The sequence below is a fragment of the Ruegeria sp. H9 genome (genome assembly GCF_056532915.1).
This window is the reverse complement of sequence record NZ_JBQFNX010000001.1, coordinates 251,999-267,052: the sequence shown is the minus strand read 5'-3', so window position 1 is coordinate 267,052 and position 15,054 is coordinate 251,999. Positions and strand designations below refer to the sequence as shown.

Sequence of the window (15,054 nt, the reverse complement as noted above, 5' to 3'; positions counted from 1 at the left end):
GCCTCAGGCACCCAGAGGCCGCAGCAGATCACGACTGATGATATGCCGCTGGATTTCACTCGTACCATCCCAGATACGTTCTACGCGCGCATCCCGCCAGAACCGTTCGATCGGGAAGTCGTCCATCAGACCCATGCCACCATAGATTTGCAGCGTCGTATCCGTGACCTTTGCCAGCATTTCCGAAGCATAAAGCTTGGCCGAGGCAATCTCGCGATTTGAGGGCAAGTCCTGATCCAGACGCCATGCGGCCGCGAGCGTCAGCCAGTCAGCAGCGTCGATCTCGGTGATCATGTCGGCGATCTGAAAGCCGACACCCTGAAACTTACCGATCGGCTGGCCGAATTGCTTGCGCTCAGCCGCGTAGTTCAGCGCATAATCAAAACAGCGCCGCGCGCGCCCGACCGAAAAAGCAGCAACCGTCAGGCGCGTTGCATAGAGCCACTCGTTCATCACGGCGAAACCGCCATCGACCTCGCCCAGAACCTGTGTGTCAGGCAGGCGGCAATTGTCAAAATACAGGATATAGTTCTTGTAGCCTTTGTGGCTGACTGAATTGTACCCCTCGCGCACTTCAAAACCCGGCGTACCACGATCTACGAGGAATGTAGTGATCCGCTTTTTAGGGCCTTTCGGAGTTTCATCCACACCTGTTGCGATGAATACGATGAAGAAATCCGCGTGCTCCGCGCCCGAGATGAAGTGTTTCGAACCGTTGACGACCCAGTCACCGCCATCGCGTACGGCCTGACATTTCATGCCCCGAACATCTGAACCCGCGTCAGGTTCGGTCATAGCCAGAGCATCCATCTTTTCGCCACGCACGGCAGGCAACAAATAGCGTTCACGTTGGTCGGCGTTGCAGGCCATCAGGATATTCTGCGGGCGACCGAAGAAATGGGTCAATGCCATCGAACCTCGGCCGAGCTCGCGTTCGACAAGAGTGAAATCAAGATGCGAGAGACCTGCGCCACCAACTTCTTCGGGGAAGTTACAGGCATAAAACCCCAGTTCGATGCATTTCCGCTTGATTTCGTCTCCCAGCTCTTGCGGCACCAGTCCGGTGCGTTCGACCTCAGCTTCGTGGGGGTAAATCTCGTTCTCAACAAAGCTCCGCACTGTTGAGACGATCATTTCCTGTTCTTCGGTTAAGCCAAATTGCATGACGCGTTCCCCTGATGTCTGATTGGCAATGAAACGTAATTGCCTGACACAATGACATGCAGTAATCGTACGATATCATGCCGAGTTAGAAAAATTTGACCCAGATCTATAACTTTTTGCTGTTCGACGGGTTCTCGAACCTTTGCCTCGCCAACATGGTTGAGCCATTGCGCGCGGCAAATACATTGGCGGGTCAGCATCTCTATGCCTGGCAGTTCTATTCACCCCATGGTGCGCCTGTCCAAAGTTCCAGCGGGTTGCAGGTCGCGCCGCATGGAGCGATGGGCATTGAGGCGGGTGATGCTTTGGTTGTCATGCCGTCTTATGGGTATCTGGAACACTCGGTTCCCGATACTCATCGCGCTTTGCGCAGGGCCGCGACCCGTCATCGCAAACTGGCTGGTCTGGACACAGGGAGTTGGTTGCTCGCGCGCGCGGGACTGTTGGAAGGGCATCGCGCGACCATTCACTGGGATGAACTTTCCCGGTTCGAAGAAACTTTTACCGATGTCGAGGTCGTGCAGGAACGTTTTGTGATCGACCGGAACCGGATCACCTGTTCGGGCGCGATGGCTGCTTATGATCTGGCGACTGCGCTGATTCTCGCGGATCACGGGCCGCTGTTGTCGATGGAGGTGGCGCATCTTCTGATGAACCGTGGTGAACCAAGTGCTGCTTCACCACAGATGAAATCCGAAGACAGGCTGGTGAATCGGGTGCTGGGCGTCATGCAGCGCACGTTGGATGCGCCAGTAATGATAAAGGATATCGCTCGTCAGCTCGGGTGCTCTCAAAAGAAGATTGAGACCCGGGTTTTGTCCGAGCTGGGTGTAACACCGCAGGCGCTCTATCGTCGCCTGCGTCTGAATTTGGCGCGTAAACTTGCGGTCGAGACCCAGCAATCCGTGGCCGAGATCGCCAGCCGCTGCGGGTATGAGAACCCAAGCGCAATGACGCGGGCGTTCCGGATGCAATTCGGGCAGACACCAACAGCCTATCGAAACGGGGAGTAACTTTGGGATTAGCCTCGCACGCGTGAGAGGTCCGGGTCATACGGGGACGGCGCAATCACCTCGGCAGCGATCATTTCTCCGCACAGGTCAAGTTGCATTCGGCTGCCGGGTTCGGAAAATTCCGGATTCACAAAGCCGTAAGCAAGGTTTAACCCTGTTCTGTGGCCCCAGTCACCTGACGTGATTGTGCCAATAACCATGTCGTCCAACATCAGGGAGGCTCCACCATGCGCCGGTGCTTTGGTTGCTTCGATTTTCAGGCTCACCAGTTTCTTTTGAGGCCCGTTCTCAAGGCGTCTCTGCAACGCGTTTCGGCCAATGAAATCGCCTTTGGTCAGTTTCACGAACCGATCCAAACCGGTCTCAAACGGGTCGAACTCTGTGAGCAGATCGGCTTTCCAGTGCAAGAACCCTTTCTCCATCCGCATGGACTCGACGGCGCGAGCACCAAATAATTTCAAGTCATGCGTCTCGCCAGCTTTTCTGAGCGCCAGATAGGCCGCGTATAGTGAGGCGTTCGGGACATGTATCTCGTAGGCCAGTTCCCCTGAGAAGCTGATATTCAATACAGTTGCTGGCGCGAACCCGACAAAACACTCGCGAACTGACAGCCAGGGAAAAGCTTCTCGCGACCAGTCTCCTCGAGCACAAGCGGACAGCACGTCGCGCGATTTGGGTCCGGCCAGCACTAATATTATCTGATCATTGGTGAGTGAGCGGATTTGCACATCTTCGCCACCATGCAGATGCGCCTTTAGCCAGTCCATATCATGGTATTCGCTGGCGGCGGCGGACCCGTACCAGACCCGTGCCGGGCCGCGATCACTCGCGGGAAGGTTGGCGATGGTGGCCTCGGCTTTGACCATCCCGTGGTGGTTCAGCAGATAACCAAGGCCGACCCGCCCGTCGCGTTTTGTCACCGCGCCGCACATCATCCGATCCAGAAACCGATGCCGATCGGTTCCAGTGATTTCCAGCCGGTTGAAGCCGTTCACTTCGGCCAGTCCGACATTTTTCTGAAGGTTTCTGATTTCCGCTGCCACGACGTCAAAGGTCTCATCAAAACTGAAACTCAGCGTTGGGTGAAAATCTGGTGCAGGCTTGATGTAGTCGACCCGCTCCCAACCGTTGACCACTGTAAATTCAGCCCCTTCTGCTGCGAGGATCGGGGTCAGCGGTGTGGTTTTGGCGGGGCGACCGGCAGGCCGGTGTTCGTGCGGGAAATGAAAGCGGAATTCATTCTGGTAATCTTCGATGGCTTTCAGCGCGGTCAGCTCCACATTTGTGTGGCCGGTAAACCGACGCGGATCAAGGCACCAGGTGTCATAACAGGCCTCGCCGTGAACGATCTGTTGGGCCAGCAGCCAGCCATGGCCACCCCCTTCGCCCAAACCCGCGCGCAGACCGATGATGCAGAAAGCATTGCGCTTTCCGGGGATTGGCCCGACCAAAGGTGCGCCGTCAATTGTGTAGGTGATCGGACCATTCACCACTGTATGAATACCGACATCCATCAGTGCAGGCATGCGTGCGAAGGCACCTTCCAGCACATCCGTCACGCGGTCCAGATCGTCAGGGCACAGCGCGTTCACAAAATTCGGATCGATCCCGTCCATGCCCCAGGTTTTGCAATCCTGCTCGTAGAAGCCGACCAGCAAGCCGTTCTTCTCCTGCCGACAATAATAGTCGCTGATCGGACAGCGCAGCAGGGGCATCCGATGGCCTGCGTCGCGGATCGCTTCGATTTCTTCTGTCAGAAAATACTGATGCTCCATCGAAGCGACAGGGTGGTGCACGCCCATCATCGCGCCCACTTCGTTGACCCGATAACCACAAGCGTTAACTACGATATCGCAATCAATATCGCCGTGTTCCGTGCGAACCGTCCAGGTATCGTCCTTGTGCTGTGTCAGTCCTGTGACCGGAGTATTGCGATAAACCTCGGCCCCGGCTTTGCGCGCACGGCGCGCCAGAGCTTGGCACAGTTGAGCCGGATCGATGTCGCCATCTAACGGATCCCATAGCCCACCGAGAAGGTTGTCGGTGGAAATCAACGGGTGCCGGCGGGCGCATTCCTCTGCATCTATGACCTCGAAATGCACATCCATTCCGCGCGCCATAGACGCAAAATGGTGGTACCCCTGCATCTGCTCAGGCGTATTTGCAAGCCGGATGCCGCCGTCACCGTGATGGTAGTTGATAGGATAGTCCGGATCCTCGGCCAGTTCCTTGTACAAGTTGATCGAGTGGGTCTTCAGACCAACCATGGTCTGGTTCATGCCAAAATTGGTCACCTGCGCGGCCGAATGCCAAGTTGTGCCGCTGGTCAACTCATCGCGCTCGACCAGCACCACATCGGACCAACCTTCACGGGTCAAGTGATACAGAGTCGAGCAGCCGGCGATACCGCCGCCAATGACGACCACTTTAGTGCGCGATTTCATCAAGGACCCTCCGGTACGTAGTTTTTGGGGATTAGCCTGTTCTGTCAGTTGGTTCACAAGCGGCTGGATATTGTCACGTAAAAAATCGAAAATAAAAGCTCATTAACTCATAGTAATTCGAATGCGGTTGAAATTGGCTTTAGACGTTTAGTTGAATTGATCAACCTGATGCGGTTGGAGGATCACAAATGGCTGCGCCGCAGGCGAAAAGGTCCGGTCGAAAAGGACGTATCGCACAGCGGGCTGAAAAGCCTGCGCTCGACCCCTGTCCGCCAGGTCAACCGGGAGGCGCTTACAAACCCTTGACTGGGGTTGAGCTTGAGCGGATTTACAACACGGCTCTGGATCTTCTTGAGAAGCTGGGGATCGGCGAGGTGCCGGATCGTTTGCGTTCTGATTTATTGGCGGTTGGGGCGCAAGATAGCGGGGAGGGGAGGATACTTTTTTCGCCTCAACTTGTGGAACAGGCGATTGATCAGGCCGCCAAGACCTTCGTTCTGCACGGGCGTGATCCAGCCCGATCCATCAAAGTTGGCGGTAATCGCGTCTATTTCGGAACCGGAGGGGCGGCGGTTCAGACGCTTGATCTGCGCAGTGGTCGCTATCGGCCTTCAACCTTGCAGGACTTACATGATTTCACGCGTCTTCAAGATGTCTTGCCAAATGTCAGCTGGTTCACCCGCTGTTGCGTTGCAACCGATCTGGAGGAAACCTTCGATCTGGATGTGAACACCGTCTATGCGCTGTTGAAGAATACCTCCAAGCCCACCGCGACGTCTTTTACATTGGCGCAGCACGTTGCGCCAATTGTTGAGATATTGGATATCGCAGCCGGGGGACCCGGTGAATTCGCAAAACGCCCGTTCATGAAAGCACATATAAGCCCGGTGATCTCGCCGATGCGCTACGGCGAAGACGCGGTGGATGTGGTCTACGCCTGCATCGAACACAATATTCCGATTTCTTGCATCACCGCTGCTCAGGCCGGCGCGACTGCACCAGCGACCTTGGCTGGTTTTCTGGCGCAGTCATTGGCAGAAACTCTTGCGAGTCTAGTAATGGTCCACGCGATCCAGCCCGGGTTTCCTATGGTCTTTTCGAATTGGCCACTGGTGATTGACCTTCGGACCGGCGCGTTCTCAGGTGGCAGCGGAGAGACGGCTGTCCTGAATGCAGCATCAGCACAATTATCAAATTGGCTTGGGCTGCCTTCAGGTGTGGCCTGTTCGATGTCTGATGCCAAGGCGATCGACGCTCAATACGGGATGGAAAAGGGACTGACCTCAATGGCGGCGGCGCTGGCAGGTGGTAATCTGATCTATGAAAGCTCGGGCATGACGGCCTCGTTGCTGGGTGCAAGTTTTGAGGCGTTCGTGCTGGATGATGAGATGCACTCGTACACCTACCGCGCTTTGAGGGGCATAGAGGTGACACACGAGAATCTGGGCTTTGACGCGATCTGCGAAGCAGTTCTGGGCGAGGGCCATTTTCTGGTTGGTCAGCATACTTTTGCGGCCATGGAACGGGATTACTTTTATCCCTCACTCGCAGACAGGGACGAGCCGCGAACCTGGGCAGAAAACGGAGCGCAAGATGCCTGGAGCCGCGCGCGACATCGGGCGCAAGAAATTTTGCAGACCCATACGCCAAGATACCTGTCAGACGAACAGGATCGGCAAATCCGAGATCGCTTCAAAATTCTTTGAAGGCTGATCCAGTGCTATTCGATCAGTTTGAAACTATCCGCCAGCCACGGGATATCATCGCGCAGTGGGGAAATGATGCGGTCATTGATCAGTGATCGGGTTTTGGCATCCACAAGCTCAATCACTGATCTTGAACAATCCGGCGTCGCGACCAGTGCCAGTGTGCGTGCAAAGCTCTTGCCCGGAAACGGGTGCATGCACAGCTTTGATTGGAACCGCTTTGCCCGAGAATACAGCAGCGGCGTCGTGATGGTCCAACCCGCACCGGAGGACACCATCGACATCAGCGTCTGATTGTTGCTGCATTCAAACCTGTGAGAGGACGAAATCCCCATCCGGCGTAATTGGGACTCGATCTGGCGCGCGATGATCAGATTGCTGGAATATCGTAGAAACGGCAATTTAGTTCGACCCTCAACAATGTCTTGCAAAGACTTGTCACTCACCGCAGGCAAAACGATCACAAATGGATCGCGCAGAAGGGGGCGATCCTGCAGATCGCGCATACGTTCGCTAGGAGTAGTGGAAATCCCCAGATCCAACTGCCTGTCGCGCAGCATGTCGATAATCGCGTGGCTGGAATCCGTGTGGTACATGAAATCACAGGCGGGCATATTCGCGAATAGATAGACCGCCAGCTCTGGAATGATGTCGCTGTCGAAGTCTTCGATCGTGCCGAAACGCAGATAGCTGGCCTCGGTGATGCTTCCTGCAGACGCTTCGGCCTTGGCCTTTCGGATCAGGTGCAGCGCATCGTCGATATTGCGCAGGAAGACCCGGCCCTTTGGGGTCAGAACCATGGGTCTGCGGGTGTGGTTGAACAGCTCAACGCCCAGATGGTCTTCGAGATTGCGCAGGTGATGGGAAACGGTGCTGATCGTCAGCCCTGTTTCCTTGGCGGCCGCCTGTAGCGAGCCCTTTTGCGCACATATCTGAAACAGTTCCAGCCATTTGAGACTGAGGTCTTTGGGAGCAGACTGACGCGGCATTCCGGTTCTTTCGTGAGATCAGGGCGGTCCTGACAAAAATACGCAGATTTTGAAAGCTTTGATATCAGAATCTTGGAATTCTGGCTCAATTGCCGAGCAATCAGGTTTCAGAGCTTTCCAAAAAGCCGCGCGCGGTCTGTGCAGCATCCGCGATATGGCTTTCGACTGCTTTTCGGGCTTTGGCAGGATCACCACTGAGGATGGCATCATGGATGGCAGTCATGTGGCTCATCCCAGAACGCTCTCGATTCCGCGCTGCGAGGGTCAAGGCCCGCAGGCGGCTGATCCGGCCGTTCAGACGTTGCACGACATCCCAGGCGATGCTGTGCCCAGCCTGTAGAAAAATCAGTTCATAGAAGCGAGTTGTGGCCTGTAGCAGATTTGACCATTCGGTGTCATTCTGCGCCGCGCCCACTGCTTTCAATGCCTTGCCCAGATCGTTTGCGAAACCTGTCTCATGCGCTTGTGCACAGGCGGCGGCGGCTGAGCCTTCTAGCTGTAAGCGGATGTCATAGATTTGCCGCGCTTGGTCCCAGCTGAGGGTCGAGACGATTGGCCCGCGGTTGGGGATAATCTCAACCAAACCTTCGGCTTCCAGAAACCGGATCGTCTCGCGGATGACGGTGCGGCTGACACCAAGCTGATCGCAAAGCGGGCGTTCAACAAGTCGCTCACCGGGGGCAAAATGCCCGGCGATGATCGCTTCGCGCAGGCGCGCTTGCACGATATCCCGCAAGGTTTGCGGTGCTTTTTCGATCTTTTGTAGGGTGGAGTCGGTGTTCATCATCGACGCTTTCATATCTGTGGTACGGATCCGGAACAAGTATGATTGACATATCGTATTATGGTATACCATATTCTCGACCAAAGGCTTGCCAAAGGAATCACCATGTCCGCCGAAATTCGAAAAACGCTTCTGCATGTCGAAGACACTCTGATCGAGGGTGGTAAGTTGGCGGACACTCCGCTGAAGCTAATTGCCGCAATAGCTGTCATTCGGAACCCTTGGGCTGGTCAGGGTTTTGTCGAAGATCTTGGCCCCGCGATCCGCGATTGCGCCCCCGGATTGGGGGAGTTGCTGACCAAAATGATTTTGGATGCTTCAGGTGGCGGCGACCGGGTCGAAGCCTATGGAAAATCCGCGATTGTGGGCTTGAACGGAGAGGTTGAGCATGCGTCGGCCCTGATCCACACGCTGCATTTTGGCAATCATTATCGCAAAGCAGTTGGAGCGAAATCCTACCTTTCCTTCTGCAATACGCGCGGCCCGGCCAATGCGCCGCTGCTGATCCCCTTGATGGACAAACATGATGGCGGTCGTCGCTCTCACTACCTTACGATCCAGACTTCGGTCGCAGATGCACCTGCGGCAGATGAGATTCTGATTGCACTGGGTGCATCGATTGGAGGGCGGCCGCACCACCGGATCGGGGATCGCTATCAGGACATCGAGGAACTTGGTCATGACGTTGACAACCCTGCAGCTGTCTAACTCGGGCCGATCAGTCGCGTTCAGAGAGGCGGGCGAAGGGCAACCGGTCTTTATGATCCATGGCGTTGGCATGCAATCTGCGGCCTGGGGCCCTCAGTTTGACACGCTGAGCCAGCATTGCCGTATAATTGCGGTTGATCTGCCGGGGCATGGAGGCAGTAACCGTCTGCCATCTGGAAGCCAATTGCCGGATTTTGTTGGCTGGATGCATGATGTTGTCGACGCATTGAATCTGGCTCCGGTCGCAATCATCGGGCATTCAATGGGGGCACTGATTGCCGCCGGCTTTGCGGCAGAGTACCCCGATATCACTAGCCGTGTTGCTATGTTGAACGGCGTCTTCTGTCGCGACGCCTCAGCCCGCGCCGCAGTCATCCAGCGGGCCGCTGACATCAGCGCGGGTCGAGTTGATCTGGAAACGCCGTTGTCGCGCTGGTTTGGTGACAGTCCGGGTGATCTGGCTGCCCGTGCGCAGGTGGCGTCGTGGCTTGGGTCTGTGGATCAACGAGGCTACGCCATCGCCTATTCCGCTTTTGCGCGGGGCGATGCCACTTACGCCAGCAAGATGAATCTGATTTCGTGCCCGTTTCTGGCGCTCACCGGCGACGGAGACTCGAACTCAACCCCGGCTATGTCACAAGCTATGGCCGCAGCAGTTCAAAACGGTCGGGCCGTTGTGATCCAAGGCCACCGACATATGGTGAACTTGACAGCACCCGATGAAGTAACAGCGCATCTGGTTGAATGGCTCGGCCAGCCCGCCGAAGAAAGGATTGCGCAATGACCTCGCTTGATCCCCGCACGCTGCGAAATGCATTTGGAGCGTTCATGACGGGCGTCACCGTGGTTACGTCGCATGATACCCAAGGTAACCCGATCGGGTTTACCGCGAACTCGTTCACATCCGTCTCACTAGACCCGCCGCTTGTGCTGGTTTGTCTCGCCAACAGTTCAAAGAACTATAACGCATTGATTGCCGCTGACGGGTTTGCCGTCAATATCCTGTCAGAGACACAGATCGAGGTATCCAATACCTTTGCCCGGCCCGTCGAAGACCGGTTTGCCAGCGTCGAGTGGCGGCGTGGACCTGCGGGATCGCCGTTGATCGATGGGTCGTCGGCTTGGTTTGACTGCTCTATGCACAAAACCGTCGAAGCGGGGGATCATGTGATCCTGATCGGCGAGGTCAAAGCCTTCGACAATACTCCGGCACCCGGTCTCGGATATGTCAGGGGGGCCTATGTAACACCATCAACAGCTGCTGGTGCCTTGATGCAGGACACCGGCCTGATCGTCTCAGCCTTGATCGAACGCGCAGGTGAGGTTCTGTTGATCGATGCCGGTGACGGCGCGCTTGCACCGCCCGAGGCAGTGGTTGGGTCAGAAGGTGTTTCAGCGGCATTGGAACAATTGATTGAGGCCACCGGGCTGACCGCAGAGCCGGGCTTTGTTTATTCGGTTTACGAGGATGCTGAGAAAAAGCGTCAACATATCGCGTTTCTGTGTCAGGCCGCAGATGGTGAGCCGAAGAAAGGTAATTTCGTCCCGCTGGACGTCGTATCCTTTGGCACTGTAACCGACACGGCGACCCGAACCATGCTGGAACGATTGTCCGAGGAATCCCGGCTGGGAGATTTTGGCATTTACTACGGAAACAAGAACAGCGGCGAGGTTCGCCCGATTACACGAGGAGGTCACTGACATGCGGTTTTCGCTTTTCGTTCATATGGAACGCACCTCTCCCGATCAGGACCAGCAGGAGCTGTATGAAAACTTCATAGAACTGGCCAAGATCGCTGATGCGGGTGGTATGCATGCGGTCTGGACCGGCGAACATCACGGGATGGATTTCACCATCTCGCCGAACCCGTTCCTGAATATCGTCGATCTGGCACGCCAGACCAACAATGTGCGTCTGGGAACCGGAACCGTTATCGCTCCGTTCTGGCATCCGATCCGGCTGGCCGGAGAGGCCGCAATGACGGACATGATCACGAATGGCCGTTTGGATCTGGGCATCGCGCGTGGCGCCTACAGCTATGAATACGAGCGGATGGTGCCGGGGCTGGACGCCTGGGAGGCAGGCCAGCGTATGCGCGAGCTTGTTCCGGCAGTGCGGGGTCTTTGGGAGGGCGATCATGCGCTGGACGGAGAGTTTCATTCTTTCCCGGCAACCACATCTTCGCCCAAGCCTCTGCAACAAAACGGTCCACCGATCTGGGTTGCCGCGCGCGATCCCAACAGTCATGAGTTTGCGGTATCGAACGGTTGTCACGTGCAGGTCACCCCTTTGTGGCAGGGCGACGAAGAGATCACCCGGCTGATGGATACGTTCAACGCAGCCTGCGCCAAATTCCATGACGTCCCGCGCCCCGAAATCATGCTGTTGAACCACACCTACATCGCCTCGGACGAGGCGGATGCCCGTCGCGCGGCGGAAGAGATCAATCGCTTTTATTGCTATTTCGGCGCGTGGTTCAAAAACGAACGCCCTGTGTCGCAGGGTCTGATCCAGACGCTGAGCGATGACGACATCGCTAACCATCCCTTCTATTCGCCCGAGGCGATGATCCGGGACAATGTGATCGCCACGCCCGACAAAGCAATCGAACGCATCAAGGGCTATAGCGATCTTGGATATGATGAGTATTCTTTCTGGATCGACAGTGGGATGAGCTTTGAGCGCAAGAAAGCGTCGCTTGAGCGGTTCATTGCGGACGTCATGCCCGCCTTCGCCTAAGGAGAGAAAATGCGGCAGTTTCAGCACTATATCGGCGGCACGTTTTCGGATGGGACCGCGCATTTCGACAGCCTTGATCCCGCGACGGGCACCGTTTGGGCGAAAATGCCTGAGGCCAGAACACATGATGTGAACGCCGCGGTTGAGGCTGCGTGTTCAGCGCTGAATGCCCCCGAATGGGCGACCATGACAGCAACGGCGCGTGGTAAACTGTTGTACCGGCTGGCCGATCTGGTCGCCGAAAATGCTCAGACCTTAGCCGAGCTTGAAACGCGCGATACCGGCAAGATCATTCGCGAAACCTCTGCTCAGATCGCCTATGTCGCGGACTACTACCGTTACTATGCCGGATTGGCGGACAAAATCGAAGGGGCGCACCTGCCGATCGACAAGCCCGACATGGAGGTTTGGCTGCGCCGCGAACCAGTTGGTGTGGTGGCCGCCATAGTGCCGTGGAATTCGCAACTGTTCCTGTCTGCGGTCAAGATTGGCCCGGCGCTTGCCGCCGGTTGCACAGTCGTTCTGAAAGCATCCGAAGATGGTCCGGCCCCGATGCTGGAATTCGCGCGTATTTTCGATCAGGCAGGCTTCCCGCCCGGAGTTCTGAACGTCATCACCGGCTTCGGGCCGGAATGCGGCGCCGTTCTGACCAGTCACCCGGATGTCGATCATGTTGCCTTTACAGGCGGCCCGGAAACCGCGCGCCATATCGTGCGCAACTCGGCTGAAAACCTCGCTTCGACTTCGTTGGAACTGGGCGGAAAATCCCCGTTCATCGTATTCGAAGATGCCGATATCGAAAGTGCTGTGAACGCGCAGGTTTCGGGGATCTTTGCTGCTACCGGGCAAAGCTGCGTGGCGGGATCGCGATTGGTAATCTCTGATAAGATCAAAGATGAGTTTCTGGCCCGGCTCACCGAAAAAGCGGGTGAGATCGTGATCGGGGCGCCCGATGACCTAAAGACCGAAGTTGGCCCGCTATGCACTCAAGCTCAGCTTGTGACAGCTGCAAATTTGGTTGCTGAATCCGTCTCGGCAGGGGCTACCGTGATAGCGGGTGGGCAACCTTTGGACCGTGAGGGGCACTATTTTCCACCGACAATCATTGATTGTACGGACGCGCCTGATGCGCCCTGTCTGACGCGCGAAGCCTTTGGTCCGATCCTCTCGGTCGTCAGTTTCGGGACCGAAGCGGAGGCGATACAAATAGCCAACAACACCGCGTTTGGGCTGGCGTCGGGTGTCTTTACCAAAGACTTGACCCGCGCACATCGAATGATCCGCAGAATTCGGGCTGGCATTGTCTGGGTTAACACATATCGCGCGGTCAGCCCGATTGCTCCATTCGGAGGTCACGGACTGTCGGGCCACGGGCGCGAAGGGGGCCTACAGGCGGCGCTTGATTACACACGGGTCAAATCGGTCTGGTTGCGCACAAGCGACGATCCGATCCCCGATCCGTTCGTGATGCGGTGAATCTGACTAATCAACAGCATCCTTGGGCCAGATTTAGCACACTTTAGACAATCGCATCTCTGCCGCGCGTGCGTGGCCTTCCATGCCTTCCATCCGACTGATCCTAGCAGTGCGTTCAGCAAGCTCGTGCGAGGCTTGCGCTGAGCAGCGCTGCCATGTCACCGTTTTGGTGAATTTATGCACTGACAGACCGCCGGTATATCGGGCCGCTCCGCTTGTCGGCAAAACATGATTTGGCCCGGACGTCTTGTCGCCGAAGGGTACTGTTGTTTCGGCACCCAGAAACAGCGATCCATAGGTGGTCAGTTGGTCCAGCCACCAATCCAGGTCCTCGGCGATCACCTGCAGATGTTCGGGCGCGTAGTTGTTGGCGACCCTGGCAGCCTCGTCGCGGCTGTCGCAAAGAATGATCTCGGCCCGGTCGCGCCATGCCGTGCGCGCTGCACTAGCGTTCGGCTCGGGAAGACTTTCGATCAGGGCATCGGCGCGTGCGATAACGCCCTGGGCCAGAGCTTTATCAGTGCTGACCAGCCAGACAGGGCTATCGACGCCGTGCTCGGCTTGGCTCACCAGATCCCAGGCGACGGTCTCGATCGATGCTGTGTGATCGGCAATTACCAAGGTATCGGTTGGACCTGCAAACATGTCGATGCCAACCTTACCAAACAGCATCCGTTTCGCCTCGGCGACATAGGAATTTCCGGGACCGACAAGAATGTCGGCAGGAAGCGCACCAAAAAAGCCATGGGCCATCGCAGCAATCCCCTGAACTCCGCCCAAATTCAGGATCAGATCTGCACCGCTAAGGTCCATCGCATAAACTATTGCATCGGGGATGCCCGCACCGGGACGCGGTGGCGAGACCGCCGTGATGTGGGACACCCCAGCCACCTTTGCCGTGGTAATCGTCATCAACGCACTTGCGATATGGCTATACCGACCACCAGGAACGTAACATCCCGCACTAGCGATCGGGATCTGTTTCTGACCTGCGATCAGGCCGGGCATCACCTCGATCTCGCATTCGCTCACCGTGGTCATCTGCGCTTCGGCAAATCGACGGATATTGGCATGGGCAAAGCGGATGTCGTCTTTGACCTGTTCAGGCACGCGGTCACATGCGGCTTTGCGCGCTTCATCAGTCAACACGAACTCTCCCGTCCAGCCATCGAGCGTTCCGGCATAGCGCCGAACGGCCTCTTCGCCCTCGCGCTCGATATTGGAGAGCATGATTGCGACGATATCGCGGATATCCGAATTTTCTGCATTGGGGCGGGGCAGGGCGGTTTTCAGATAAGAGACGGCCATGGGAAACCTCAACGCGTCAGAGAGTGGGAGTGGATAGCGCCCGCCAGAATATCGACGGTGTCGATGATCGGAACGCTTTTGGGCAAGTCGCGGGTGAGCAGAGAGAATTCGGAGCAGGCCACAAACAAAAGCGCGGCACCCCGGCCCGAAAGGGCGTTAGCAGCGTCGGAAAGTGTGCTGAGTGCAGCGCCGGTTGGCCCTTCAGATTTGATGTGGCGGATCGTGCCGAGCATCCTATCTTCATCCTCGGGCCAGATTGCGGTAAATCCGGCGCGGTTCAGGGGGGCGTCAAAAATTCCGACCTTTCGCAGGGCTGGGGAGGCAAGAATTCCGACCTGGCTGCCAGAAGGCAGGAGCTGCGCCGCTTGATCCACGGACAGGTCTACCATGTTCAGAAAGGGGATCGAGACGGCGTCCTCTATCTGCGCTGCATAGTGGTGTGCGGTGTTACACGGCATCGCAAGCGCGGTTGCCCCTGATTGCTCCAATCCTCTCGCCATATCGGCCAGAACCGGCCCGGGATCAGACCCGTTGCCCTCGATCAGGTGCGCGATGCGGGAAGGCACCTGTGGGTTCATGTCAATCAATAGTGGCAGGTGATCGGCATCATCTGCCGCCTGTACCGTGGATAACACGCGCTGCTGCAACAGAATTGTCGCCTCTGGGCCCATTCCGCCCAATATGCCGGTGACGCGGGGTTTCATGCAAAGACCTGCTTGCTG

The 15,054-nt window shown here is 56.7% G+C and carries 13 protein-coding genes; 7 read left to right on the top strand and 6 right to left on the bottom strand.

Going from position 1 to position 15,054, the window contains the following annotated elements; genetic code table 11:
* Positions 1-3 precede the first annotated feature (3 nt).
* Positions 4-1,164, bottom strand: coding sequence for an acyl-CoA dehydrogenase family protein (locus ACR0CZ_RS01255; RefSeq protein ID WP_170394361.1), 1,161 nt, complete (start codon positions 1,162-1,164; stop codon positions 4-6).
* Positions 1,165-1,259: 95 nt separating this feature from the next.
* On the opposite strand from ACR0CZ_RS01255, the gene ACR0CZ_RS01250 reads away from it, so the two are divergent.
* Positions 1,260-2,177, top strand: coding sequence for a GlxA family transcriptional regulator (locus ACR0CZ_RS01250; RefSeq protein ID WP_170394365.1), 918 nt, complete (start codon positions 1,260-1,262; stop codon positions 2,175-2,177).
* A gap of 8 nt (positions 2,178-2,185) precedes the next feature.
* On the opposite strand, the gene ACR0CZ_RS01245 is transcribed toward ACR0CZ_RS01250, so the two are convergent.
* Positions 2,186-4,621 (bottom strand): GcvT family protein, encoded by a 2,436-nt coding sequence (locus ACR0CZ_RS01245; protein WP_170394368.1) that lies wholly within the window; start codon positions 4,619-4,621, stop codon positions 2,186-2,188.
* A 188-nt stretch (positions 4,622-4,809) separates the two neighbouring features.
* Here ACR0CZ_RS01245 and ACR0CZ_RS01240 point away from each other — a divergent pair, with 188 nt between their 5' ends.
* A complete protein-coding gene (locus tag ACR0CZ_RS01240; protein WP_170394371.1) occupies positions 4,810-6,327 on the top strand; it encodes a trimethylamine methyltransferase family protein in 1,518 nt (505 codons plus the stop codon).
* A gap of 14 nt (positions 6,328-6,341) precedes the next feature.
* Here the strand turns inward: ACR0CZ_RS01240 and ACR0CZ_RS01235 are convergent, their stop codons facing one another.
* A complete protein-coding gene (locus ACR0CZ_RS01235; RefSeq protein WP_170394373.1) occupies positions 6,342-7,316 on the bottom strand; it encodes a LysR family transcriptional regulator in 975 nt (324 codons plus the stop codon).
* Between the two features lie 100 nt (positions 7,317-7,416).
* Positions 7,417-8,103, bottom strand: a complete 687-nt coding sequence (locus ACR0CZ_RS01230; protein ID WP_170394376.1) for a GntR family transcriptional regulator — start codon at positions 8,101-8,103, stop codon at positions 7,417-7,419.
* Between the two features lie 102 nt (positions 8,104-8,205).
* Between ACR0CZ_RS01230 and ACR0CZ_RS01225 the strand changes: the two genes are divergently transcribed.
* Genes ACR0CZ_RS01225 through ACR0CZ_RS01205 form a run of 5 tightly spaced genes read left to right on the top strand, consistent with a single transcriptional unit; the run spans position 8,206 to position 13,024 of the window.
* A complete protein-coding gene (locus ACR0CZ_RS01225; RefSeq protein WP_170394379.1) occupies positions 8,206-8,808 on the top strand; it encodes an amino acid synthesis family protein in 603 nt (200 codons plus the stop codon).
* Positions 8,780-9,592 (top strand): alpha/beta fold hydrolase, encoded by an 813-nt coding sequence (locus ACR0CZ_RS01220; protein WP_170394382.1) that lies wholly within the window; start codon positions 8,780-8,782, stop codon positions 9,590-9,592. The genes ACR0CZ_RS01225 and ACR0CZ_RS01220 overlap by 29 nt, the downstream gene beginning before the upstream one ends.
* On the top strand, positions 9,589-10,509 hold the full coding sequence (locus ACR0CZ_RS01215; RefSeq protein WP_170394385.1) for a flavin reductase: 921 nt from the start codon (positions 9,589-9,591) through the stop codon (positions 10,507-10,509). The genes ACR0CZ_RS01220 and ACR0CZ_RS01215 overlap by 4 nt, the downstream gene beginning before the upstream one ends.
* A 1-nt stretch (position 10,510) precedes the next feature.
* On the top strand, positions 10,511-11,548 hold the full coding sequence (locus ACR0CZ_RS01210; RefSeq protein ID WP_170394388.1) for an LLM class flavin-dependent oxidoreductase: 1,038 nt from the start codon (positions 10,511-10,513) through the stop codon (positions 11,546-11,548).
* Between the two features lie 9 nt (positions 11,549-11,557).
* Entirely contained in the window at positions 11,558-13,024 is a 1,467-nt protein-coding gene (locus tag ACR0CZ_RS01205; protein WP_170394391.1) for an aldehyde dehydrogenase, read from the top strand.
* Positions 13,025-13,057: 33 nt separating this feature from the next.
* On the opposite strand, the gene hisD is transcribed toward ACR0CZ_RS01205, so the two are convergent.
* A complete protein-coding gene (hisD, locus tag ACR0CZ_RS01200; RefSeq protein WP_170394394.1) occupies positions 13,058-14,332 on the bottom strand; it encodes a histidinol dehydrogenase in 1,275 nt (424 codons plus the stop codon).
* An 8-nt stretch (positions 14,333-14,340) separates the two neighbouring features.
* Positions 14,341-15,036, bottom strand: a complete 696-nt coding sequence (gene cuyB, locus ACR0CZ_RS01195) for a cysteate racemase (RefSeq protein WP_170394397.1) — start codon at positions 15,034-15,036, stop codon at positions 14,341-14,343.
* Positions 15,037-15,054: the final 18 nt, after the last annotated feature.

Coding starts and splice junctions, on each gene's coding strand:
- ACR0CZ_RS01255 (WP_170394361.1), bottom strand. CDS start 1,164: ATGCAATTTGGCTTAACCGAAGAACAGGAAATGATCGTCTCAACAGTG.
- ACR0CZ_RS01245 (WP_170394368.1), bottom strand. CDS start 4,621: ATGAAATCGCGCACTAAAGTGGTCGTCATTGGCGGCGGTATCGCCGGC.
- ACR0CZ_RS01240 (WP_170394371.1), top strand. CDS start 4,810: ATGGCTGCGCCGCAGGCGAAAAGGTCCGGTCGAAAAGGACGTATCGCA.
- ACR0CZ_RS01235 (WP_170394373.1), bottom strand. CDS start 7,316: ATGCCGCGTCAGTCTGCTCCCAAAGACCTCAGTCTCAAATGGCTGGAA.
- ACR0CZ_RS01230 (WP_170394376.1), bottom strand. CDS start 8,103: ATGATGAACACCGACTCCACCCTACAAAAGATCGAAAAAGCACCGCAA.
- ACR0CZ_RS01225 (WP_170394379.1), top strand. CDS start 8,206: ATGTCCGCCGAAATTCGAAAAACGCTTCTGCATGTCGAAGACACTCTG.
- ACR0CZ_RS01220 (WP_170394382.1), top strand. CDS start 8,780: ATGACGTTGACAACCCTGCAGCTGTCTAACTCGGGCCGATCAGTCGCG.
- ACR0CZ_RS01215 (WP_170394385.1), top strand. CDS start 9,589: ATGACCTCGCTTGATCCCCGCACGCTGCGAAATGCATTTGGAGCGTTC.
- ACR0CZ_RS01210 (WP_170394388.1), top strand. CDS start 10,511: ATGCGGTTTTCGCTTTTCGTTCATATGGAACGCACCTCTCCCGATCAG.
- ACR0CZ_RS01205 (WP_170394391.1), top strand. CDS start 11,558: ATGCGGCAGTTTCAGCACTATATCGGCGGCACGTTTTCGGATGGGACC.
- hisD (WP_170394394.1), bottom strand. CDS start 14,332: ATGGCCGTCTCTTATCTGAAAACCGCCCTGCCCCGCCCCAATGCAGAA.
- cuyB (WP_170394397.1), bottom strand. CDS start 15,036: ATGAAACCCCGCGTCACCGGCATATTGGGCGGAATGGGCCCAGAGGCG.